Source organism: Gordonia malaquae NBRC 108250, from assembly GCF_000344135.1.
Classification (GTDB): domain Bacteria; phylum Actinomycetota; class Actinomycetes; order Mycobacteriales; family Mycobacteriaceae; genus Gordonia; species Gordonia malaquae.
In genome coordinates this window covers 110,976-132,838 of record NZ_BAOP01000005.1, presented here as the reverse complement: position 1 = coordinate 132,838, position 21,863 = coordinate 110,976, and the positions used below count along the sequence as shown (strand labels likewise).

Genomic DNA, 21,863 nt, shown 5'->3' with positions numbered 1-21,863 from the left:
TCGGCACGTCACCTCGGGAGCGTCGCGCCGCAGGAGATGGGCCCGCCCGACGACGTGGACGACGACAGGAGTTCCTCACCCTGCATGATCGTGCAGGTGATCGGACCGCGGATCACGATGCCGGTGAGCCGCGCACGACGGTCAGTGACGGTCGTCTTCTGCTGCCACGGGGTCCCGGTGATCGCGACGACCCGCATCGTGGAACCGCTGCGGTACGACACTCCGACGACGTCACCGCTGCCGGTGAGCTGGTAGGTGACGGTGCCCGGTTCGCCGGTGGGCCGGGTGTGAGTGCTCGTCGGCGTCGACGTGGTGGTGGACGACGACTCAGTCGTCGACGACGTGGTGGACGAGGGCGCGACAGTCGTCGTGGCGGCACCGTTGTCCGGCGACGATCCGCCACCGAACACCAGTACCGCCACGACGATCAGAACCACGAGGGAGAGCGCCACCACGAGGGACAGGACAACTGTCCGGCCGGTGTTCTTCCCAGTGCTCATCCTTCGACGATAGCCTCCAACGGTCTGGTCCGGGCCGCGGTCACGGCAGGCCACAACGCTGCGACCACACCGACGACCGCCGCTCCGACCAGGGTCCCGCCGATGAGCGACCACGGTATGACCACACCTTCGAGGCCCCAGTACGCAAGGGTCCGGACCAGCGGCACTCCGATGGCGAGACCGAGGACGGCGCCGAGGAGCGCACCGAACACCGCGATATACGTGGACTCGAGGTAGATCGACCGACGCACCTGTGCCCGGGCCATACCGACGGCGCGGAGCATGCCGATCTCACGTTTGCGTTCGACGACCGACAGGGCGAGCGTGTTGATGATGCCGAGGACGGCGATCACCAGAGACAGACCGAGGAGGGCGTACAGCGTGATCATCATCTGATCGATCTGCGACGAGATCGCGTTCTTGAACTGCTCGCGGTCCTGGATCTGGGCGATCAGGTACGGCGCCGTCACGTCTTCCAGTTGGCTGCGGAGTGTGTCGGCGTCGACGCCGGGCTTTCCCTTGACCCAGATGGGCTGCACAACACGCATGGCCTCACTGGGGACCAGCTTGTCGTATACGTTCTGCCCGATGAGGCGAGGTCCAGCGATCTCGGAAGGTTCGTAGATCCCGACGATCGGAACGGTCACATCGGTGCCGGTCAGGGACGTGAGCTTCACGTCGTCGCCGATCTTCCACCCCTGTTCGCTCGCGGTGGGCTGGTCGACGGCCATACCGTCGGCGGGAACGTCCACCACACCCTCGACCGGCGTGACGACGGCGACGTCGGACAGCTTGCCGCCGAGAGGCGCCGTCATCCACAGGTTCTTGCCGTCGAGCTTGGCGATCGCGATCGCCTGACTGACCACGGTCTGCGCATCGGGGGCCTTGCGGACTGCGTCGGCCAAGCCGAGCGGCATCTGCCCGCCGTTGGTGCCGGTGATGATGAAGTCTGCCTTCACACCCTTGTCGACGGCCGAGTTGATCGTGCCCTTGAACGACGATCCGAGCGTGCCGATCACAACAACGAGCATGAGCCCGAGAGTGAGCGCGAACGCCGTCGCCGCACTGCGCCGCGGGTTGCGGACGGCATTGGTGCGGGCGAGCCGCCCGACAGTCCCGAACGGCTTCTGGAACACCCCGCCGAGGGCGCCCACGAACGGCTGCGACAGTGCGGGCGCGGCGAGCACGACGGCGACGATCGCCAGAACAGCGCCCACCGCGACGATCAGTGCGGGTCCGGACCCTTCACCGAGACCACCGACGACCAGTGCCGCGACAGCGAGGACACCGAGGACGGCCCCGATGAGGGTGCGCTTGCGGAGCGAACCCGCGCCCGGTTCGACAGTGCTCTCACGCATCGCTTCGACCGGTGGGATTCGCGACGCGCGACGAGCCGGAATCCACGCACTCAGCATCGTGACGATGATTCCGACGAACACCGCGGAGGCGATCGCCGACAGTCCCACTTCGATGCCGTTGGACGGCAACCCCTGCGACTTCGTGAAGGCGAGCATGCCTGCCGCGATGGCCGCACCGAGACCGAGGCCGATGGCGCCGCCGAGCACGCCGACGAGCAGCGCTTCGGTGAGAACGGAACGCGACACGTCCTTGCGGCTGGCGCCGATCGCGCGGAGCAGTGCGAGTTCGCGGTTCCGCTGCGCGACGATCATCGAGAAGGTGTTGTAGATGATGAACGTGCCGACGAGAAGTCCGATGCCTGCGAAGGCGAGGAGGATGTAGCGGAAGATCGTCAGGAACTCGCTGATCTCAGCTTTCTGATCCGCCCGGACCTGGTCACCGGTACGGACCTTGTACAGCTCGTCCACGGTCTTCGCGTCGCCGAGTGCGGTGTGGACCCGGTCGCGGAGTTCCGAGTCGGACACCCCGGGAACTGCGGTCATGTCGACGACGCCGATGTAGTCGCCGTCGGAGAAGTAGTCTTCGGCCGTCTGCTGGTCGAACTGGATGCCGACGTAGCCGCCGGTCGACGTCGGCAGATCGGTGAGTCCGACGATCGTCACGTCGATCGGGTCGGACACTCCGGTGCCGAGGACCACCTTGGTCGTCGATCCGACGTGCAGGCCGGCCTTGTCGGCCGCGTCCCGATTGATGGTGATCTCGTTCTCCGACGCCGGCGCCCGGCCGTCGACGAGGGTCATCGGATCGCCGATGCCCTCCCCTTCGGGGATGAACGCGGACGCGACGCTCGGAGCTCCACCCGTCTGAATGGCCTTGCCACTGGAGTCGGCGACGGTCACGGGGCCGCCGAAGTTCTCGACGAGCCGATCGATGCCGAGCTCGTTCTTGGAGTCGCGGAGCTTCTCGACGAGCTCGACCGGGACGCCGGGCGCATCGGATTCGGCAGCCGTGACCTCGACCGACACGCCCTGCGCGACGTTGTCGAAGATGGCGTTGAACGCGTTGGAGACGGTCGAGGTGAAGATGACTGCCGCGGCGACGAAGCTGGTTCCCAGGACCACCGAGAACACGGTGAGGACCAGACGCAGCTTGTGGGAGGCGAGACTCCGGGTGGAGACCTTGCGCATCACCGATCCCATGATCACTGCGCTCCCGCGCTGGTAGAGCCGCCCGCACCATCGAGGTTCTTCATCACTTCGAAGACGTCGTCGGCGGACGGCGAGAACAGCTCCTGCACGAACTGGCCGTCGGCGAGGAACACCACGCGGTCCGCGTAGGCCGCGGCCCGCGGGTCGTGCGTGACGATGACGACTGTCTGCCCGAACTCGTCGGTGGCCGCACGCAGGATGTCGAGGACCTCACCAGACGACCGCGAGTCGAGGTTGCCGGTCGGCTCGTCGCCGAAGATGATGTCGGGCCGTCCCACGAGTGCACGTGCGCACGCCACACGCTGCTGCTGACCGCCGGACAGTTCGCTCGGTCGATGCGCGAGGCGGTCCCGAATGCCGAGTCGGTCGACGACCGTCGAGAACCAGTCCTCGTCGACCTTGCGGCCTGCGATGCCCTGCGGGAGCGTGATGTTCTCCTCCGCGGTCAGGGTGGGAACCAGGTTGAACGCCTGGAACACGAACCCGATGCGGTCACGTCGCAGTTTGGTCATCTCTTTGTCGTTCAGGCCCGCGAGTTCCACGTCGCCGATCCGGACGCTGCCTTCCGACGCGGTGTCGAGCCCAGCCAGGCAGTGCATCAGGGTCGACTTCCCCGAACCCGACGGTCCCATGATGGCCGTGAACTGCCCTGTCTGGAAGCCGATGGACACGCCGCGCAGAGCGTGCACGACGGTGTCACCCGACCCGTATGTCTTCGTCAACCCGTCGGCGCGTGCGGCGACCTGCTGGGCCTTGTCTGAGGCTGCGTGTGTCATACCGAACAGGTTTCCAAACATCTCGGGCCCGCGCTATCAGGATTGACCCTGACGTCGTCCCGGAGAAAGACAGAAGACCTTTCGACTCGCTCCGCTCGCTCAAGGAGCAGGCGGAGAGCTCGCACCGCTCAAGAAAGCACGTGGGCTCCGTGGAGCGGGCGGCTTACCTGCTCCTTGAGCGAGCTTGCGAGTCGAAAGGTCTTCTGGTTACAGCGTTACTCGCGTCAGCCGAGACGTCCGCGGAGGACGTCGAGCTGAGCGGTGAGCTCTGCGGGGAGCTTGTCGCCGACGAAGTCGAACCACTCCTCGATGCTCGGGATCTCGTTGCGCCATTCGTCGACGTTCACCGCGAGAGCCTCGGCGACATCGGCTTCCGAGACGTCCAGGCCGGTCAGGTCCAGTTCCTCGGGCTTGGCGACGATGCCGATCGGGGTGTCGACGCCTTCGACGTTGCCCTCGATGCGGTCGACCATCCACTTGAGGACGCGGCTGTTCTCGCCGAATCCGGGCCACAGGAAGCGGCCGTCTTCGCCACGACGGAACCAGTTGACGTAGAACACGTGCGGCATCTGAGCGCCCTCGGTGCGACCGATGTTCAGCCAGTGCTCGAAGTAGTCGCCGACGTGGTAGCCGAGGAACGGCAGCATCGCCATCGGGTCGCGGCGGGTGGAGCCGACCTTGCCTTCAGCGGCAGCGGTCTGCTCAGAGCCGACGGTCGCGCCCATGAACACGGCGTGCTCCCAGTCACGAGCCTCGGTGACCAGCGGAACGGTGGTCTTGCGGCGTCCGCCGAACAGGATCGCCGAGATCGGCACGCCCTGCGGGTCGTCCCACTCGGGGGCGAGGGTCGGGCACTGCGACATCGGCGTGCAGTAGCGCGAGTTCGGGTGTGCGGCCTTGTCTGCGGAGTCCGGCGTCCAGTCGTTGCCACGCCAGTCGATGAGGTGATCGGGGGCATCGCCGATGCCCTCCCACCAGACGTCGTTGTCGTCGGTGCGGGCCACGTTCGTGTAGAGCGTGTTGCCGACCTCGATGGTCTCCATGGCGGTCGGGTTCGAGTCCATGCCGGTTCCGGGGGCGACACCGAAAAAGCCGAATTCGGGGTTCACCGCGTAGAGGCGGCCGTCCTTGCCGAAGCGCATCCAGGCGATGTCGTCGCCGACGGTCTCGGCGCGCCAGCCCGGGAGGGTCGGCAGGATCATCGCGAGGTTGGTCTTGCCGCAGGCCGACGGGAACGCGGCGGCGACGTAGTACACCTTGTCTTCGGGCGAGATGAGCTTGAGGATGAGCATGTGCTCGGCCAGCCAACCCTCGTCGTGGGCCATCGCCGACGCGATGCGCAGTGCGTAGCACTTCTTGCCGAGGAGCGCGTTGCCGCCGTAGCCCGAACCGTACGACCAGATGACACGGTCTTCGGGGAACTGGACGATGTACTTCTCAGGGTTGCACGGCCAGGGCACATCGGCCTGTCCCGGCTCGAGGGGCGCGCCGACCGAGTGGAGCGCCTTCACGAAGAAGCCGTCGTCGCCGAGGGTCTTGAGGACCTCGGGGCCGACGCGAGTCATGATGCGCATCGACAGGACGACGTACTCGGAGTCGGTCAGCTCAACACCGAGCTTCGGGTCGTCGGAGCCGAGCGGGCCCATGCAGAAAGGCACCACGAACATGGTGCGCCCACGCATCGAGCCGCGGTACAGATCCGTCATGGTGGCGCGCATCTCGTCCGGGTCCACCCAGTTGTTGGTGGGCCCGGCGGCTTCTTCTGTCTTGGAGCAGATGAAGGTGCGCGATTCGACGCGGGCGACGTCGGCGGGGTCGGAGAGAGCCAGGAACGAGTTCGGCTTCTTCTCGTCGTTCAGCTTCACCATGGTGCCGGCCTCGACCAGCTGTGCGGTGAGTCGGTCCCACTCCTCGTCGCTGCCGTCCGACCAGACGACCCGATCCGGCTGCGTCAGTTCGGCGACTTCGGCGACCCAGGCGAGCAGCCCGGGGTGATTGGTCGGGGCGTTCCCGGGTTCGAGGCCGGGAATGGTCGCAGCGGTCATGCGGAGCTCCTTGGTAACGGCGATGCCTGCGCACCGTTGCTCACCGGGCGCAGTTGTACACAGGGTACGCGCCCCTAACGGACATCCGGCAGTCGGTACAGCGAGGAATTCGTCACTCCAACCGACCGAGTGACGTAGGACTCCATGGGAGACGCTCCGCGGTCACGTCAGCCACGTCGACCGTGCCGTCCGTGTGCAGCGTCGTGACACGATCGACCCGCCCGTCACCGTCGGTGTCGGACAACAGGACCTGGTCGCCGTCGAGTTCGCTTGCGCGCGACTCCGGCGTCCCGTCACCGTCCGCGTCGAAGTCCGCCGGGCCGAGGTCCCACAGGGAGCCGTCCTCGTAGGTCCAGAGCGAATCGGCGGGGCCCACGGGGGCGTCGCCGGAGTCGGAGACGAACCAGTCCTCCATCCGCACCCTCCCAGCCGTTCCCCTCGACCCGCTTCACATCTCTCCTCTTAAGGTTAGACGCGCCGGGACGGCATTCGGTTCCATATCTCGCGGCTGACATGCGCTTCGACAGTCCCGACCCGGGCCACGAGGCGATGTTCGAGGGCAGTCCTCGACAAGCCGACGGTATCGGCGGTCCAGCGTCGAAGAGCAGCCCGCACCGCCGCTGTGCGCCGGACTCCGACGATCCATGCGGCGATCGCGAGCCCGACCGCAGCGGTGACGAGCCCACCGAGAAACCAGCCGTCGACGATCGGGGCGACGAGCATCCGCCCGATGCCGAAGCCCGCGCTCACGCCGAGCAGGAGGACGACGGCGTCCTCACCTCCCGCTGTCCGGTGAAGCGGCGGCGGAGGCGGACGCAGCGCCGGCTCTGACGCCATCTGCCCCGCATCCACACCGGTCAGCCCGATCGTCGCGACTCTCCGTACTTGATGGAGGCGATCGTCGAGCTCGGCTTCGGCGGAGAGCTCGACGGTGCTGATCGAATCGGTGAGCCAGGCCGTGTACGCCGCAGCGTCCCGCCGTCCGAGAGTTCCGCATGCACGATCGGCGGCCACCGCGAGCGCCTGCACCGACTCACGAGCCGCGGTGACCGTCTCAGTCCGCGCCGCGGCCACACCCGCACGCAGGCCTGCCAGGCGGTCCGCCCGCGGCGGCCCGGAGGATCGCCGCGCGGACCCATCGAGTCGGACGACGGGAGTCGGGGTGTCCGGTCGCCGGACCGGCGGCCCAGTGTCCGGCTGCATGCACCAGGCGACGAGCGCCTCGACTCCACCGCCGTCGTCGGTAGCCACTGCGAACACCGCGAGGTGTCGCTCGGGATCGAGTTCCTCACGGGCGCGCGCCATCGCTTCCGGCCAGTCGGGATGCCGCTGGACACCTCCCGCGACGAGAGCCGTCGGCACGGCTTCACTCGCCAGGCGATCGAGCATCGCGCGCTCCTCGAAACCGATGTCAGACGACAGGTCGACGGCGACGATCGCAGCACCGTAGCCCTCCGTCGCGACCTCGACACCCGACTTCCGCAGCAGGTCCGCGAGACGATCGGGTTCGGCGCCGGCCAGTGCGAGAATCAGCACCCCGGTCACGACGCGACTCCCGCGAGCGCCGATTCGACCAGCTCCCGATCGACGGCTCGAGCTGCCGCCAAGCGCAGTTCGGCACGCATCCGGCGGTCACGACCTGCAGCGATGTCCGTCGACATCGACCTGATCGCGGCGGCGACCGCGTCGATCCCGCTGACCTCTCTCAGCCGGGCTGTCAAGACCTCCGCGGGAACCACACCGAGCTCGCGTGCCCGGGCTACGCCTTCGACGCCGAACCGCCGCAGTACGTCGGGATCGACCGGATCGGATCGGAGGAGTGCCATGTCGCCCGGAACGACGGTCACCGAGGCGAGCAGGCCCGACACCGGAAGCACAGGCACGCCGAGTGTCTGGGCGGCGATGTCGGCCAGCGCGCGCGGGTCGCCGCGCAGGTCCGCTTTGCCCGCGACGACGATCATCGCGCCGCCGGAGGCGACCGCGGCGACGTCACACCGGCGGGGCTGAGCTCCGATCACTCGGATTGTCAGGTCGACATCAGGCGGTGGACCTTCGTCGTCGGCCACAACTGTGGGCAGTCGGAATCGAGCGCGGATCGCCGCGGCCAGTGTGCTCCTCCCCGTCCGTCCGTGTCCGCCGACCGCCACTGACAGCGGCGCGTTCCGGCGCGTCAACGCTCGTGCGACTGCATCGTCCACGGTCACCGCAGACCACCTCCCCCAAGGTCGAATTCGACGCTACCTGCGGTGTCGGTTACCTGCAGCGCTTTCGAATGCGACACCATATAGAGGTGAACAACGACGAGAACCAGGACAACTCTCGCCTCTACCCGCGCGTGACGAGCTTCCGTTTCCGCCGTGGCGCACTGACCACCGGTCAGAAGCACAACTGGGAGACACTGTGGCCCACACTTGGCCGCGACCTCCTGACCGGCGACAATGCCGCAGATGAGCCCCCGTTGAACCGCGAGGAGTGGTTCGGACGCGACGCGCCGCTGATCATCGAGGTCGGCAGCGGTACGGGCATCTCGACGGCCGCGATGGCCGCCGAGGAGCCCGACAGCGACGTCGTCGCGGTCGAGGTGTACCAGCCGGGTCTCGCGCAGTTGGTCGGCCTCGTCGACCGCGGCGGCTTGACGAACGTCCGGATGATCCGCGGCGACGCGACGGTCGTCTTCAGTGAACTCGTCGCACCGAACAGCCTGACCGGTGTTCGAGTGTTCTTCCCGGACCCGTGGCCGAAGACTCGCCACCACAAGCGGCGTTTTCTGCAGTCGGGAACCATTGAGCTGATCGCAGACCGGCTCAAGCCGGGCGGCGTGCTGCACATCGCGACCGATCACGCCGATTACGCACTGTGGATCGCGGAACTCCTGGCCACCCAGCGGCCAGATCGCGCGCATGTCGTGCCGTTGACCTTCGATTCTCCGATCCTTCTGGAGCGTCCGACGACTAAGTTCGAAGGGCGAGCCCAGGTGGAGGGCCGTGACGTCAACGAGTTCGTCTACGTCAAGCCGTTCCCGCGGCAGACCGATCGAAACCAGGAGGATCAGGCATGACCGACCCCGAGGCCGATGCGATCAACGGGACGAGCGACGTGAAACGCGTCCTGCTCATCTGGGACGCGCCCAACATGGACATGGGTCTGGGCAGCCTGCTCGGCGGACGTCCGACGGCGGCTCACCGTCCCCGGTTCGACGCGCTCGGCCGATGGATGCTGCAGCGCACGTCGGCGATCGGCGCCGCGACCCGCTCGGACGTGGAACCCGAGGCGACGGTCTTCACGAACATCGCCCCCGGAAGCGCCGATGTGGTGCGCCCGTGGGTCGAGGCTCTCCGGAACGTCGGCTACGCCGTCTTCGCGAAGCCGAAGCTGACCGAAGACAGCGACGTCGACGACGACATGCTCGATCACCTGCAGGTGAGAAGGCACACACCGGGCCTGGCCGGGGTGATCATCGCCTCTGCCGACGGGCAGGCGTTCCGGGAGCCGCTGCTCGAACTCGCTGCCGAGGGCGTGCCGGTCACAGTTGTCGGTTTCCGTGAACACGCGAGTTGGGCGCTCACCGCCGATGAACTGGAGTTCGTCGACCTGGAGGAGATTCCCGGAGTGTTCCGGGAGCCACTGCCGCGCATCAGCCTCGACTCGCTGCCCGACGACGGTGCATGGCTCACGCCGTTCCGTCCGCTCAGTTCCTTGCTCAAGTAGCAGTTACCGCATTTTCTCAGGCGACCCTGCGACAATCGGAATTTCGAGTGTCCGCGACAAGGAAGGAAGTCGGCGTGTTCGGATCGATCGGCTCATTCGTGTACCGAATGCGCTACACCGTCATCGCTGTGCTCATCGCATTGATGGGCGGCCTCGGACTCTACGGCATGGACTTGCCGAAGCACTTGTCGCAGAGCGGCTGGTTCGACCCCAACTCGGAGTCGGTCAAAGGCTCCGTCGTCGCGGACACCGCATTGGGGCGAGATCACAAATCCGACGTGATCCTGCTCGTCAGCCCGCCCGACGGGACGCTTGTCGACGACGAGTCGTTCAACACGTCCATGCAGAAGATCGTCGACGATCTGGTCGCGCAGCACCCGAACGTGGTGAGTCGCGAGGTCGATGAGGGCCACGCCGGCCTGATCAGCCCGTTCGACAAGATCAACAACTCGGCCGATCAGGCCGCCGCGGACATCAAACGCGAGCGGATGTGGACCGCCGACCGTAAGCACGGGTTCGTCTCGATCGGTGTCGCAGGCAACGACGACACGACGATTCTGAACAACTACAAGGAGATCGAGCCGTTCTTCGACGGCCTCGCCGAACGCTACGACCTTCCCGGCACCCAGTTCGAACTCGCAGGCCTTCAGCCCATCGCCGGCGCGATGAGCGCGGGCATGGACGCCGACATCAAACGCGCCGAGATCATCGCGCTGCCGGTCGTCGCGATCATGCTGCTGTTCGTGTTCGGCGGTGTGGTCGCCGCGGTCCTGCCGGTCTTCATCGGCGGACTGACAATCGCCGGCTCACTCGGCATCACCAAGCTCATCGCGCAGGCCACCGAACTCAACATCTTCGCTCAATCGGTGATCACGCTCATCGGCCTCGGCATCGCCATCGACTACGGCCTGTTCATGGTCAGTCGATTCCGCGAAGAGATCGCCGAGGGGTACACGGTCAAGGCTGCAGTCAGACGGTCGGTGATGACCGCGGGCCAGACGATCGTGTTCTCAGCAACGATCATCGTCGCAGCACTCGCCTGCCTGCTGATGTTCCCGCAGGCGTTCCTGAAGTCGGTCGCCTACGGCGCGATCGCGTCGGTCGGGCTGGCGGCCATCCTGTCGGTGACCGTCCTGCCCGCGATTCTGGCAATCCTCGGACGTCGCATCGACGCCCTGAGCGTCCCGTTCCTCAAGCGCACCAAGACCCGCGAGGAAGTCGAAGCCGGCTTCTGGGGCAAGCTCGCGACCTGGGTGATGAAGCATCCGCTGAAGACGGCGATCCCGACCGTGCTGCTGCTTCTCGCGCTGATCATCCCGTTCGGCAACATCGCATTCGGCGGTCTCAGCGAGAAGTTGCTCCCCCCGGACAACTCGAACCGCGTCGCTCAGGAGCATTTCGACAAGCTGTTCCCGACCGAACGCACCGAAGAACTCAAACTGATCGTCGTCTACGACCCGAACAACGAAGAGGTTGGAGGCAGTCTGCAGGCGATCGCCGACGACGCCAACAAGATCCCCGGATTCACCAAGAAGTTCTCCACGGAAGCCGCAGGCGGAGCCCAGGAAGGCGTCCTCGGCGACGACGAGACCGGCCAGGGTGTTCTTCAGATGTCGGCGGGTCTGGTCAATCGGGACACCGCAGCGGAGTCGATCAAGGAGCTGCGGGCCATCGACCACCGTGGTCTCCAGGTCTACGTCGCCGGCACGCCTGCCCTGACACAGGACTCGATCGACTCGCTGATGGCGTTGCTGCCCTACATGGCGATCCTGTTGGTGTCGGTGACCGGTCTGCTGATGTTCCTGGCGTTCGGTTCGATCATCCTGCCGATCAAGGCGGCGCTGATGACCGCGCTCGGCCTCGGGTCGACACTCGGCATCCTGACCTGGATCTTCATCGACGGCAACGGCTCGTCGATCGCCAACTTCACTCCGGGACCGCTGTTCGCCGCGATCCTGGTGTTGATCATCGCGATCATCTACGGCCTCTCGACCGACTACGAGATATTCCTGTTGTCTCGCATGGTGGAGGCCAGACACAACGGCGCGTCCACCACCGAGGCGATCCGCACCGGTACCGCGCACACGGGCGGCATCATCACCGCCGCCGCCGCGATCCTGGTGGTGGTGACCGGCGCGTTCGGCCTGTCGGACATCGTGATGATGAAGTACATCGCGTACGGCATGATCGCGGCGCTGGTCCTCGACGCGACCGTCATCCGCATGCTGCTGGTCCCGTCCGTGATGAAACTGCTCGGCGACGACTGCTGGTGGTCGCCGCGCTGGATGCAGCGCCTTCAGCAGAAGATCGGTCTCGGCGAGACGATCCTGACCGACGAGCCGGATGAGAAGGAGCACACGCGTTACGCGGTGGCCGCTGTCAGCTCGGGCGGCGTTGTGGCCGCGGCCGAGGCTCCGACCACAACGATGAAGAGCATCAGTGTCGACCGCGCACCGTCGGACGACACGAGCGAGGCGAGAAGTCCGCGCAGCCGGACGGCGGACGAACCGGCGGGTGTCGAGAGCACTCTCGACGAACTGATCGACGACGCACCGAAGGCCCCCGTCGAGCCCGCACGCAAGAGCAGCGGTCCGGACACCGGCTCGTGGCGTCTGGGCGCGGGAGGCGTCCGACAGGCGTCGCGTGACCTGCGACCCAAGCCTCCGGCTCCACGTCCCGCGAACGGACCCGAGTCGGCGCCTCAACCTCCGGTGACCGTGACCAAGACCCAGACGCCCCGTCCGCAGCCGCAGGCACAGACGCAGGTCCGTCGTCCCGCCGGTCCGCCGCCTCAGCAGCCCGTTCAGCCGCCGCAGCAACGGCCGCAGGCACCGTCGCGGCCCCCGTCGGGACCGACTCCGGCACAGCGTCCGGCGCAGGCCCCGCGGCCCGCTCCGCCGCAGCGACCGACACCTCAGCAGGCCCCGCCCGAACAGCGCCCGACACCGGCACCCACGCCGAGGCCGGCACCGCCGGTCGAGGACCAGACGGCGACACGTGCGGCGCGGGAACTGCGGCCCGACCGCGGTGACGAAGGGAACCAGATCAGCGTCCAGGAACTGCTGAGGCGAAGCCGCGCTCGTCAGTCGGACCAGGACTGACAGGACCCATGCCCTAGGCTGGACTCCATGTCTGACGACGCCACGGCCGACGCCCCCGACGCTACGTCGGGAAAGCGTCGGCCGTGGCGTCGCTGGCTTCGGTGGGGACTGATCGTCGTGGTGATCGTGATCCTCGGCACCGAGGGATACCTGATCTGGCCGAAGCTGAAGGACACGTGGGCGCGGATCGGTGAACTCGAGTGGGAATGGGTTGTCGCGTGCATCATCGCCGCAATCCTGTCGATGGACAGTTACGCGCACGTACAACGGGTCCTGATGCGGTCGGCCGGCGTTCGTGTGAAGCAACGTGAGTCGCTTGCGGTGATCCTCGCGTCCAACTCGGTATCGCAGACGATGCCCGGCGGACAGGTCCTCTCCCCCGCCTTCATTTACCGGGAGAGCCGCAAGTGGGGCGCGACTCCAGTCGTCGCCTCCTGGCAGTTGGTCATGTCCGGCCTCCTCGCAGGTGCCGGTCTGGCGATTCTCGGCCTCGGCGGCGCCCTTCTCGCCGGCGCAAAGACCAGCCCGTTCTCGGTGATCTTCAGCGTCGCGGGTTTCCTTGCATTCATGGTCGGTGCCCAGTACCTGGCGAGCCATCCGCAGTCTCTCGAGACGATCGGGCTGCGCGTACTCGGCTGGATCAACAACATCCGTGAGAAGCCCGCAGATCACGGAACCGCTCGACTGAAACTGACTCTCGAGCAGTTGCAGGCAGTGCATCTCAATCGCCGCGACGGCGCCGTCGCGTTCGGCTGGAGCTTCTTCAACTGGGTGGCAGACGTCGCATGTCTCGCTTTTGCATGCTGGGCAGTTGGATCGCATCCGTCCATTGCCGGCCTGATGGTGGCCTACGCAGCGGGCAAGGCCGTCGGCACCGCCGTACCACTTCTGCCTGGCGGACTCGGCGTCGTCGACGTCATGTTGATTCCAGCTCTCACGTCTGCGGGCATGACAGCGGCTGACGCGTTGACCGCGGTCCTGATCTACCGCATGATCAGCTATGTCTTGGTATCGGTCATCGGATGGATAGTCATCGGCGTCCGCTACCGCGGCAGGTTCAAGTCGGGCGACTCCCTGGACCGCGAGCTCGAGCAGGACCGGGAACATGCAGCCCAGAATTCTGACCTCCCCGAAGACGGCCGCGACGAAGAGCAACGGGGCGGCTCGCTACCGTAGTGGCATGTCCTCGTCTGCTTCACCGTCTCGCGGTCTTGTCGGTCCACTCGTCGTCGCCGGATCATGCGACCTGATCGCATTGGTCGTGTTCGTCGCCATCGGACGTCGCAGCCACAATGAGGCGGGATCGGTGACAGGATTCCTCACCACGTTGTGGCCGTTCCTCATCGGCGCGGCGATCGGCTGGGCGGTCGCATACGCGCTCACGCGCTCCGACGTGTTCCTACCGTCGCGGATCGTGCCGAGCGGCGTGGTGATCTGGGTGTCGACGGTGATCGCCGGCATGATTCTCCGTGTGGTGTCCGGACAGGGCACCGCGGTCTCGTTCATCATCGTCGCGACGATCGCGACGGGCGTCCTGCTCATCGGCTGGCGCGCCTTGACCGCCTTCTCCGAAGCCCGCCGCAGTCGCTGACAGTCCAGGTCAGCTCTTCGACACGCGGAAGTACTTCTGCGCCACCTGGAGGGCTGCGGTTCCGGACTTGTCGCCCTCGCAGTACACGACGATCACCTTGCCGCCTTGCAGTCCGACGAACCAGCCCGGCCCCTTGGGCCCGTTGGTCCCGACAAGGGCGCGCAGTCCCGGTGCGCCAGTGATGTCGCTCGCGTCTCCCTTGCGCGCGATCGTCGACATCTGCGCGAGCACGTCTTTCGCGACTCCACGGTCGAGGGTTCCGAGGTCGCCGGTGCTCACCTTGGTGGTCGCACCCTTGATGACGAACGGCGGCACCGCCTTGTCCTTCCCCGCGTCGGCTCGGGCGAGAGCGACACCGAGCGCACCCATGTTCAGGATCGACGCGGTGAAGTCGTTCGGGGAGAACCGTGCGGTCGACACCGTCGGCGACACCTGACGCGGCAGGCTCACACCCGGCGCGACAAACGTGACTCCGAGCCCGAGGTGATGAAGAACGTCGTTCGCCTCGCGCGTGTCGTCCTGCGCTCCGGGGACGGCGCGGGTGATCGCGTCGAAGACGGGCTTCAAGGTGCTGCCCGTGGCGTACCCGAGCCCGGCCTCGACACGTGACGCCGCGGCGGCGTCGTTCTGAGCCATGGCCAGAATGCCGCCCGACATCGAGTCGAAGACCATCATGGTCGCCGGTTGTGCGACGTCGACGACGGAATCGCCGAGTACAAGCTGTTGGTTCTGATCAATGGACGTGGCGACGTCCTTGCCGGGAGGGCCCTGTTGGCCGGCGAGGCGCCGCGGTTTCGCGCCCGGCGCCGCGAGCTGCACCTGCCAACCCGCGGTGGCGTCACGGATCGCGTTCCAGTAGTTGGTGAGGCCGACCTCGAGCGGGCTCTCGAGGCGACGGTCGTTCATGACGAGGCGACCGGTGCGGCGGACGGTCACGCCGGTGATGCGTTCCGGATCGGACGCGAGCACCTTCATGTCCTCGTCCCGGAGGGTTACGGCGATGATCGGCTGCCCTTGCGCCCGATCCACCTCGTCTCGAATGGTCCGGGCGGTGATGAGCGGCGCGATCGGCCGGATCGACGCCGACAGCGCGGAGATCGCGGCGTCGACCTTCTTGCCCGCCGCGGACGGATCGAACGTGATCTCGTTGACGGGTTCCATCTGCATGAACGGCTTGCCGGTCCGGCTGTCCACCGTCGGCGCGGGTTTGGCGTCGGTGCGGATGCGCTGAAGTCGCGCGCCTGCGGGCAGTCCTTGGAACAGGAGGTTCGGATCCCACTGGACCTTCCAACCGCTCGACAGTTTGCGGACCGTACCCGATGTCGTGGTGGCGTATGAGCTCTCGTCCTGCCAGCGCCACGTGGTCTTCATGGTGAACGACGCAGTGCCGTCGCTGTACTCGACCGGACTGTCGACCGACGTGCTCACCGACTGCGGGTCCATTCCCGAAATGGTCGCGGCGAGCGCTTCGGATGCTTGCGCCGGTGCGCTGGTGAACGTCGACGCCGCCTGGACGTCGAGCCGTTCGACGGCATCGGCGAACTCCCCTGCCACGCGTCCCGCGTCGGTGGTCTCCTCCGAACCACAGGCAGACACGACCCCCACCGCCACGACGACAGCAGCCGCCGCGCTCACTGTTCTTGTTCCCCTCCACGCCATGCATCAATTTTCACTCGTTTCACATGCGTTTCACCAGTCACAGCCTCACATTCGAGGATCAATGCGGTCACGATTCCGCATCAGCGCTGGTCGGCGAGCCTCTCACGCACAGACTCCGCTGTACCGAATTCGAACAGTTCCCGCAGTTCATCGCCACACCCGTTCTCGACCCGTCCGCCGAGCGACCATAATTGCGACATGGCTCCGACGATTCTGCGTGCGTCCGATCGTGCAGCGACGACGACGGACTGGTTGACGTCGTCGCACAGCTTCTCTTTCGGCGACCACTACGACCCCTCGAACACCCACCACGGCGTGCTGATGGTGCACAACGAGGACGTCATCGCTCCAGGCGAAGGCTTCGACACGCACCCGCACGCCGAGACCGAGATCATCACGTGGGTGTTGTCCGGTTCCGTCGTCCACCAGGACTCTGAGGGACACACCGGAGTGATCCATCCGGGCCTCGCACAGCGGATGAGCGCGGGCACCGGCATCCTGCACTCCGAGCGCAACGACCACGCCGAGACCGGTGACGAACCCGTGCACCTCGTCCAGATGTGGGTCGCACCCGACGAGCACGGGCTCGATCCCGGCTACGACCAGCTCGACATCGGCGCCGACCTGGCGCCGGGGGCACTGGTTCCCGTCGCTTCTGGCGTTCCGTCACACGACTCGGCGATCCGTATCAACAATTCGGGTGCAACCCTCTACGCGGCCCGGCTCAACGCAGGCCAGAGCATCACAGTCCCCGCGGGCCGGTTCACGCATCTGTTCGTCGCAGCCGGTTCGATCAGCGTCGAAGGCGAGACTCTGATGTCGTCCGACGCACTGCGCGCCACCGATTTCGGCGGGACCGTGGCCACGGCGCACACGGATTCGGAGGTCCTCATCTGGGCGATGTCGAAGCGGCTCGGGGAATAGTCGCGGCCGCTCATGCACTATGGAGTGCGTGACTATCGAACGCAGTGGCACCGACCTGACTTCGGGACTCGATCTGGAATGGGTGGACGATTCAGTTCGGATCGCCGACGACCTCTTCGCTCACGTCAACGGCCGATGGCTCGACACCCATGAGATCCCCGGCGACCGAAGTATCGACGGCGCGTTCCACGTGCTGCGCGACAACGCCGAGGCCGATGTCCGCGCCATCGTCGAGGAATGCGCGGAGACGCCGGCCGGCCCGACGTCGACCCTGATCGGCGACCTGTACGCCTCGTTCATGGACGTCGACCGCATCGAAGAACTCGGGCTCGACGCCATCTCCGAGGATCTGAACGCAGTTCGCGCGATCTCCTCGACATCAGAGCTCGCCCACACGCTCGGCGCACTCGAGCGAGTCGGCGTCGGGGGCCTGTTCGGCGTGTACGTCGACACCGACGCCCGACAGTCCGACCGGTACCTCGTCCACGTGGTGCAGCGCGGCCTCGGACTGCCCGACGAATCGTACTATCGCGAGGAGAACCACGCCGAGACGCTCGCCGCGTACCGCGAGCACGTCGCCGCGATGTTCGCCCTCGCAGGCGTGGATGACGCCGATGCGGCCGCCACCACGGTCGTCGATCTCGAGACTCAGATCGCTTCCCACCATTGGGACGTGGTTCGACGCCGTGATGCGGAGGCGTCGTACAACCTGCGGACCCTCGCCGAGTTCACCGACGGAGCCACCGGATTCGATGTCGCGGCGTGGCTCGACGGACTTGCGGCACCGAACGACGAGACGTTCGCCGAGGTCATCGTCGCGCAACCGTCGTTCCTCGAAGGCGCCGCCGCACTCGTCGCGGATCGCCCGCTCGACGATTGGAAGGCGTGGCTGACGTGGCACCTGCTGCACACCGCCGCACCGTCGCTGTCGAGTGCGTTCGTCGATGAGAACTTCCGCTTCTACGGCACCACTCTGACCGGTGCCGAAGAGATTCGGGACCGCTGGAAGCGAGGCGTGGGCTTCGTCGAGTCCGCGGCAGGATTCGCCGTCGGCGAGCTCTACGTGGCGAAGCACTTCCCGCCCGCCGCGAAAGCGCGGATGGACGAATTGATCGCGAACCTCGTCGAGGCGTACCGCCGCAACATCACCGACCTCGAGTGGATGACACCCGCGACGCGTGAGAAGGCCCTCGCCAAGCTCGATCGCTTCACTCCCAAGATCGGCTACCCGGCAGCCTGGATCGATTACTCGGCACTCACCGCCGACCGGACCGACCTGATCGGAAACTCGCGTCGCGCCGCGTCGTTCGAGACCACTCGCGAACTCGCGAAGATCGGCAAGCCGGTGGACCGCGACGAATGGTTCATGACACCGCAGACGGTGAACGCCTACTACAACCCCGGCATGAACGAGATCGTCTTCCCGGCCGCCATCCTGCAGCCCCCGTTCTTCGACCCCGAGGCCGACGACGCGGCCAACTACGGAGGCATCGGCGCGGTGATCGGTCACGAGATCGGCCACGGTTTCGACGATCAGGGCGCGAAGTACGACGGCGACGGCAACCTCGTCGACTGGTGGACCGACGACGACCGCGCCGAGTTCGCCAAGCGGACCGCTGCGTTGGCGAGCCAGTACAGCGAGTTCACGCCCGACGGCCTCGACCCGAAGTACAAGGTCAACGGCGAGTTCACCCTCGGCGAGAACATCGGCGACCTCGGAGGACTCTCCATCGCGCTTGTCGCGTACACCATCGCGACGGAGGGCGACGACGCGCCGGTCGTCATCGACGGCCTCACCGGGCAGCAGCGGGTGTTCTTCAGCTGGGCACAGATCTGGCGCACCAAGACCCGTGACGCCGAGGCGATCCGTCGCCTGTCAATCGACCCGCATTCGCCGCCGGAGTTCCGCTGCAACGGCGTCGTCCGGAACGTCGACGCGTTCTACTCGGCATTCGACGTCGCTCCCGGCGACAAGCTGTACCTCGAGCCGGATGAGCGCGTCCGGATCTGGTGATCCCTCACCACTGATTGGTTTCCGCCGGTTATGACGAAATAGTCGTCACAACCGGCGGAGACCGGTCGTCACGCGCGGTGACGTGAGTGTCCTCGCGCCCGTGGGGACCGTCCGAGACGACGACTCGCCCGCGCGCTGCGACTCCGGCGCGGTAAAGACGCAGTCGCCGAGCCAGGCGAACGCCCCAGACCACGATCGGGATGAAACCGATCCCGACACCGAGCACCACCACCGGCCATGGCATCAGCCAGGACGCGCCGATGACTGCACCTATCCCGGCCATCCCGATCACCGGGCCGAACCAGGCGATGTCGATCAGGAAACCGGCGAGGATTCCGACGAGGAGGGCGATGGCAGCGGTCCCAGCGCGCGCGTGTGTCATGGAGTGGCCGAAGACACCCGCGCAGCCCGCCATCCACAGAGCCACGACCACCGTGCGCACGATCGCGCCCCGAATCTGGATCGGCCCTGGCTCCATCGTCCGATCGTAGGACACCAGGCAAACGTCTCATCGAGGCGACTTGCCCCGTCACGTCGAAATGATCCCGACTGCACACGACGGCCCGCAACTCGTGACCCGACGCGTCGAGTTGATGCACAATCGAGGTTCGGCGATGCCAGCCCGACAAGCCGAGGGAGTGGCCATGATCAGCGTCTTCGATCTGTTCTCGATCGGTGTCGGACCGTCGAGTTCGCACACCGTCGGGCCGATGCGGGCGGCGGCCGACTTCGCGGCCTCCGTCCGAGACGACCCTCGTGTGGTGCGCGTTCACGTGGGGCTGTACGGATCCCTCGGTGCGACGGGCCGCGGGCATTCGTCCGATCGGGCAGTCGTGCTCGGTTTGGAAGGCGAACGGCCGGAGGCTGTCGACCCCGATGTCGTCGTGCCGCGATCCGATGCAGCCTTCTCATCCGGAACCCTGCGGCTCGGCGGCACTCACCCCGTCGCCTTCGATGTGGAGATGATCGGCGAGCGCAGCCTTCCGCGTCATCCGAACGGCATGCGGTTCGCGGCGCTCGACGACGTCGGGACGGTGGTGAAGGAGACGACGTCGTACTCGATCGGCGGAGGCTTCGTCGTCGGCGACGAACCCGTTCGGGCCACCGAAACCGATGTCCCGCAGCCCTTTCGGACGGCCGCCGAACTCCTCGCACGCTGCGGCGAGACCGGCCTGCCGATCAGTGGGGTGATGCGCGTCGATGAGGAAGCGGTCCGCTCTCCGGAGGAGGTGTCGGCGGGTCTCCGGCGCATCTGGTCGGCGATGGACGATTGCATCAACTCCGGCCTGCACGCCGAGGGCACCCTTCCCGGACCTCTACGGGTTCCGCGGCGAGCCGGCGCCCTCAACGCCAGACTGGCCCGGTCACCGTCCGACGATCCACTCCGGCACGTCGACTGGGTGACCGCGTTTGCGCTCGCCGTCAACGAAGAGAACGCCGCCGGCGGGCGGATCGTGACCGCGCCGACGAACGGGGCGGCAGGCATCGTTCCGGCCGTGCTCGCGTATTACATGCGCTTCGTCCCCGGAGCCCAGTTCGGCGACTGTGAACGTTTCCTCCTGACGGCGGGCGCCATCGCCGTGCTGTTCAAGGAGAACGCGTCCATCAGCGGCGCCGAGGTCGGCTGCCAGGGAGAGGTCGGTTCCGCGTGCTCGATGGCCGCCGGCGCGCTGTGCGAGTTGCTCGGCGGCTCCCCGGCACAGGTCGAGAACGCAGCCGAGATCGGTATGGAGCACAACTTGGGACTCACATGCGATCCGATCGGCGGACTCGTGCAGATCCCCTGCATCGAACGCAATGCGATGGCCGCGGTCAAGGCGATCACCGCCGCGCGAATCGCCCTCAATCACGACGGCCATCACGTCGTGAGCCTGGATCGTGTGATCGCCACGATGCGCGAGACCGGCGCGGACATGAGCGACAAGTACAAGGAGACCTCTCGTGGGGGGCTCGCCGTCAACATCATCGAGTGCTGAGATTCGGCCCCGTCGTGCTCGCGGCGGGTCTAGGGTCGCGTTCATGACCGTCATCCATTCAGATTCCGAAGCCCGGCAAGGGTTCTCGACGCTGCGAGCCGGAGGACTGCACTGGGACGCGTTCCCCCTCCGACTGTTCACCAAGGGCAACGGAAAGGCCTGGGACCCGGGTGCACTCGACTTCAGCCGAGACGCGGACGACTGGGCCTCTCTCGACGACACCCAACGCCGCAGCGCGACGTTTCTCGTCGCGCAGTTCGTGGCGGGCGAGGAAGCCGTCACCCAGGACATCCAGCCGTTCATGTCGGCGATGTCGGCCGAGGGACGCTTCGGCGACGAGATGTACCTGGCACAGTTCTGCCTCGAAGAGGCCAAACACGCACAAGGTTTTCGACTGTGGATGGACACCGTCGGCCTCACCGAGGACCTGCACCCCTACGTCGCCGAGAACCCCTACTACCGCCAGTTGTTCTACGACGAGCTGCCCGCGTCGTTGCGGATCCTCGCGTCCGATCCGTCGCCGCTCAATCAGATCCGCGCGAGCGTCACGTACAACCACGTCGTCGAGGGGTCGCTGGCGCTGACCGGGTACTACGCGTGGCAGAAGATCTGCGTGGAGCGCGGCATCCTTCCGGGCATGCAGTCCCTGATCTCAAACATCTCCGACGACGAGCGCCGCCACATGGCGTGGGGCACGTTCACCTGCCGTCGTCACGTCGCCGCCGACGACACCCTGTGGGACGCGGTGACCGAGCGGATGGGCGAGCTCCTGCCGATGGCTCTCGGGATGATCACGTGGGTCAACGAGCAGTTCGAGAAGCCGCCGTTCGGGATCGACAACAGCGAGTTCCTGACCTACGCAGCCGATCGAGCCCAGCGCCGACTCGGAGCGATCGAGTCGGCCCGAGGACGCCCCGTCGAGGAGATCGATCTCGACTACTCACCCGCCACACTCGAAGACACATTCGGCGACGAGGACCGCGAATCACTCGGCGGCTGACG

18 protein-coding genes are annotated in these 21,863 nt (G+C 66.5%); 9 read left to right on the top strand and 9 right to left on the bottom strand.

Annotated elements, in window-relative coordinates:
* Window positions 1-8 precede the first annotated feature (8 nt).
* The 7 genes from GM1_RS05305 to GM1_RS05275 all read right to left on the bottom strand — a co-directional run bounded on the left by GM1_RS05305 (window position 9) and on the right by GM1_RS05275 (window position 8,092).
* Window positions 9-500 carry a hypothetical protein gene (locus GM1_RS05305; RefSeq protein WP_008377136.1) on the bottom strand — a complete coding sequence of 164 codons (492 nt, stop codon included), beginning with the start codon at window positions 498-500 and terminating at the stop codon, window positions 9-11.
* Complete coding sequence (locus GM1_RS05300) at window positions 497-3,046, bottom strand: ABC transporter permease (RefSeq protein WP_040519582.1); 2,550 nt, start codon at window positions 3,044-3,046, stop codon at window positions 497-499. Before GM1_RS05300 ends, GM1_RS05305 begins: the two co-directional genes overlap by 4 nt.
* Before the next feature lie 14 nt (window positions 3,047-3,060).
* The gene (locus GM1_RS05295) at window positions 3,061-3,843 is read right to left on the bottom strand and encodes an ABC transporter ATP-binding protein (RefSeq protein WP_052005325.1); all 783 of its coding nucleotides are present in this window, start codon (window positions 3,841-3,843) and stop codon (window positions 3,061-3,063) included.
* 224 nt (window positions 3,844-4,067) lie between these two features.
* A complete protein-coding gene (locus GM1_RS05290; RefSeq protein ID WP_008377131.1) occupies window positions 4,068-5,888 on the bottom strand; it encodes a phosphoenolpyruvate carboxykinase (GTP) in 1,821 nt (606 codons plus the stop codon).
* 112 nt (window positions 5,889-6,000) lie between these two features.
* Window positions 6,001-6,303, bottom strand: a complete 303-nt coding sequence (locus GM1_RS05285) for a DUF6802 family protein (RefSeq protein ID WP_008377130.1) — start codon at window positions 6,301-6,303, stop codon at window positions 6,001-6,003.
* Between the two features lie 53 nt (window positions 6,304-6,356).
* Window positions 6,357-7,433 carry a hypothetical protein gene (locus GM1_RS05280; RefSeq protein ID WP_008377128.1) on the bottom strand — a complete coding sequence of 359 codons (1,077 nt, stop codon included), beginning with the start codon at window positions 7,431-7,433 and terminating at the stop codon, window positions 6,357-6,359.
* Window positions 7,430-8,092 (bottom strand): hypothetical protein, encoded by a 663-nt coding sequence (locus GM1_RS05275; protein WP_008377126.1) that lies wholly within the window; start codon window positions 8,090-8,092, stop codon window positions 7,430-7,432. The genes GM1_RS05280 and GM1_RS05275 overlap by 4 nt, the downstream gene beginning before the upstream one ends.
* Before the next feature lie 68 nt (window positions 8,093-8,160).
* Here GM1_RS05275 and trmB point away from each other — a divergent pair, with 68 nt between their 5' ends.
* From trmB to GM1_RS05250, 5 genes are all read left to right on the top strand, one after another.
* Window positions 8,161-8,946: a tRNA (guanosine(46)-N7)-methyltransferase TrmB gene (gene trmB / locus GM1_RS05270; protein ID WP_040519540.1), complete on the top strand. Its 786-nt coding sequence runs from the start codon at window positions 8,161-8,163 to the stop codon at window positions 8,944-8,946.
* Window positions 8,943-9,596 (top strand): NYN domain-containing protein, encoded by a 654-nt coding sequence (locus GM1_RS05265; protein ID WP_008377123.1) that lies wholly within the window; start codon window positions 8,943-8,945, stop codon window positions 9,594-9,596. Before trmB ends, GM1_RS05265 begins: the two co-directional genes overlap by 4 nt.
* A 74-nt stretch (window positions 9,597-9,670) precedes the next feature.
* Window positions 9,671-12,697 (top strand): MMPL family transporter, encoded by a 3,027-nt coding sequence (locus tag GM1_RS05260; RefSeq protein ID WP_008377121.1) that lies wholly within the window; start codon window positions 9,671-9,673, stop codon window positions 12,695-12,697.
* Between the two features lie 27 nt (window positions 12,698-12,724).
* A complete protein-coding gene (locus tag GM1_RS05255) occupies window positions 12,725-13,873 on the top strand; it encodes a lysylphosphatidylglycerol synthase transmembrane domain-containing protein (protein WP_008377120.1) in 1,149 nt (382 codons plus the stop codon).
* A 4-nt stretch (window positions 13,874-13,877) separates the two neighbouring features.
* Window positions 13,878-14,288, top strand: a complete 411-nt coding sequence (locus GM1_RS05250; RefSeq protein WP_008377118.1) for a DUF3054 domain-containing protein — start codon at window positions 13,878-13,880, stop codon at window positions 14,286-14,288.
* A gap of 9 nt (window positions 14,289-14,297) precedes the next feature.
* On the opposite strand, the gene GM1_RS05245 is transcribed toward GM1_RS05250, so the two are convergent.
* Window positions 14,298-15,947 (bottom strand): NTF2-like N-terminal transpeptidase domain-containing protein, encoded by a 1,650-nt coding sequence (locus GM1_RS05245; protein ID WP_040519539.1) that lies wholly within the window; start codon window positions 15,945-15,947, stop codon window positions 14,298-14,300.
* A gap of 198 nt (window positions 15,948-16,145) precedes the next feature.
* Here GM1_RS05245 and GM1_RS05240 point away from each other — a divergent pair, with 198 nt between their 5' ends.
* Both GM1_RS05240 and GM1_RS05235 read left to right on the top strand, forming a co-directional pair.
* Window positions 16,146-16,871, top strand: a complete 726-nt coding sequence (locus GM1_RS05240; protein ID WP_008377115.1) for a pirin family protein — start codon at window positions 16,146-16,148, stop codon at window positions 16,869-16,871.
* A gap of 19 nt (window positions 16,872-16,890) precedes the next feature.
* Window positions 16,891-18,885: a M13 family metallopeptidase gene (locus GM1_RS05235; RefSeq protein WP_040519537.1), complete on the top strand. Its 1,995-nt coding sequence runs from the start codon at window positions 16,891-16,893 to the stop codon at window positions 18,883-18,885.
* Window positions 18,886-18,913: 28 nt separating this feature from the next.
* Here the strand turns inward: GM1_RS05235 and GM1_RS05230 are convergent, their stop codons facing one another.
* Window positions 18,914-19,363 carry a hypothetical protein gene (locus GM1_RS05230; protein WP_157435827.1) on the bottom strand — a complete coding sequence of 150 codons (450 nt, stop codon included), beginning with the start codon at window positions 19,361-19,363 and terminating at the stop codon, window positions 18,914-18,916.
* 136 nt (window positions 19,364-19,499) lie between these two features.
* Here GM1_RS05230 and GM1_RS05225 point away from each other — a divergent pair, with 136 nt between their 5' ends.
* Complete coding sequence (locus GM1_RS05225; protein WP_280512937.1) at window positions 19,500-20,861, top strand: L-serine ammonia-lyase; 1,362 nt, start codon at window positions 19,500-19,502, stop codon at window positions 20,859-20,861.
* Between the two features lie 43 nt (window positions 20,862-20,904).
* Window positions 20,905-21,861 carry a R2-like ligand-binding oxidase gene (locus tag GM1_RS05220; RefSeq protein ID WP_008377108.1) on the top strand — a complete coding sequence of 319 codons (957 nt, stop codon included), beginning with the start codon at window positions 20,905-20,907 and terminating at the stop codon, window positions 21,859-21,861.
* Window positions 21,862-21,863 lie beyond the last annotated feature (2 nt).

What these genes read in the sequence shown, in the direction of transcription:
- GM1_RS05305 (WP_008377136.1), bottom strand. Translation starts at nt 500, where the DNA reads ATGAGCACTGGGAAGAACACCGGCCGGACAGTTGTCCTGTCCCTCGTG.
- GM1_RS05300 (WP_040519582.1), bottom strand. Translation starts at nt 3,046, where the DNA reads ATGCGCAAGGTCTCCACCCGGAGTCTCGCCTCCCACAAGCTGCGTCTG.
- GM1_RS05295 (WP_052005325.1), bottom strand. Translation starts at nt 3,843, where the DNA reads ATGACACACGCAGCCTCAGACAAGGCCCAGCAGGTCGCCGCACGCGCC.
- GM1_RS05290 (WP_008377131.1), bottom strand. Translation starts at nt 5,888, where the DNA reads ATGACCGCTGCGACCATTCCCGGCCTCGAACCCGGGAACGCCCCGACC.
- GM1_RS05285 (WP_008377130.1), bottom strand. Translation starts at nt 6,303, where the DNA reads ATGGAGGACTGGTTCGTCTCCGACTCCGGCGACGCCCCCGTGGGCCCC.
- trmB (WP_040519540.1), top strand. Translation starts at nt 8,161, where the DNA reads ATGCGACACCATATAGAGGTGAACAACGACGAGAACCAGGACAACTCT.
- GM1_RS05265 (WP_008377123.1), top strand. Translation starts at nt 8,943, where the DNA reads ATGACCGACCCCGAGGCCGATGCGATCAACGGGACGAGCGACGTGAAA.
- GM1_RS05255 (WP_008377120.1), top strand. Translation starts at nt 12,725, where the DNA reads ATGTCTGACGACGCCACGGCCGACGCCCCCGACGCTACGTCGGGAAAG.
- GM1_RS05250 (WP_008377118.1), top strand. Translation starts at nt 13,878, where the DNA reads ATGTCCTCGTCTGCTTCACCGTCTCGCGGTCTTGTCGGTCCACTCGTC.
- GM1_RS05245 (WP_040519539.1), bottom strand. Translation starts at nt 15,947, where the DNA reads ATGGCGTGGAGGGGAACAAGAACAGTGAGCGCGGCGGCTGCTGTCGTC.
- GM1_RS05240 (WP_008377115.1), top strand. Translation starts at nt 16,146, where the DNA reads ATGGCTCCGACGATTCTGCGTGCGTCCGATCGTGCAGCGACGACGACG.
- GM1_RS05235 (WP_040519537.1), top strand. Translation starts at nt 16,891, where the DNA reads ATGGAGTGCGTGACTATCGAACGCAGTGGCACCGACCTGACTTCGGGA.
- GM1_RS05230 (WP_157435827.1), bottom strand. Translation starts at nt 19,363, where the DNA reads ATGGAGCCAGGGCCGATCCAGATTCGGGGCGCGATCGTGCGCACGGTG.
- GM1_RS05225 (WP_280512937.1), top strand. Translation starts at nt 19,500, where the DNA reads ATGCCAGCCCGACAAGCCGAGGGAGTGGCCATGATCAGCGTCTTCGAT.
- GM1_RS05220 (WP_008377108.1), top strand. Translation starts at nt 20,905, where the DNA reads ATGACCGTCATCCATTCAGATTCCGAAGCCCGGCAAGGGTTCTCGACG.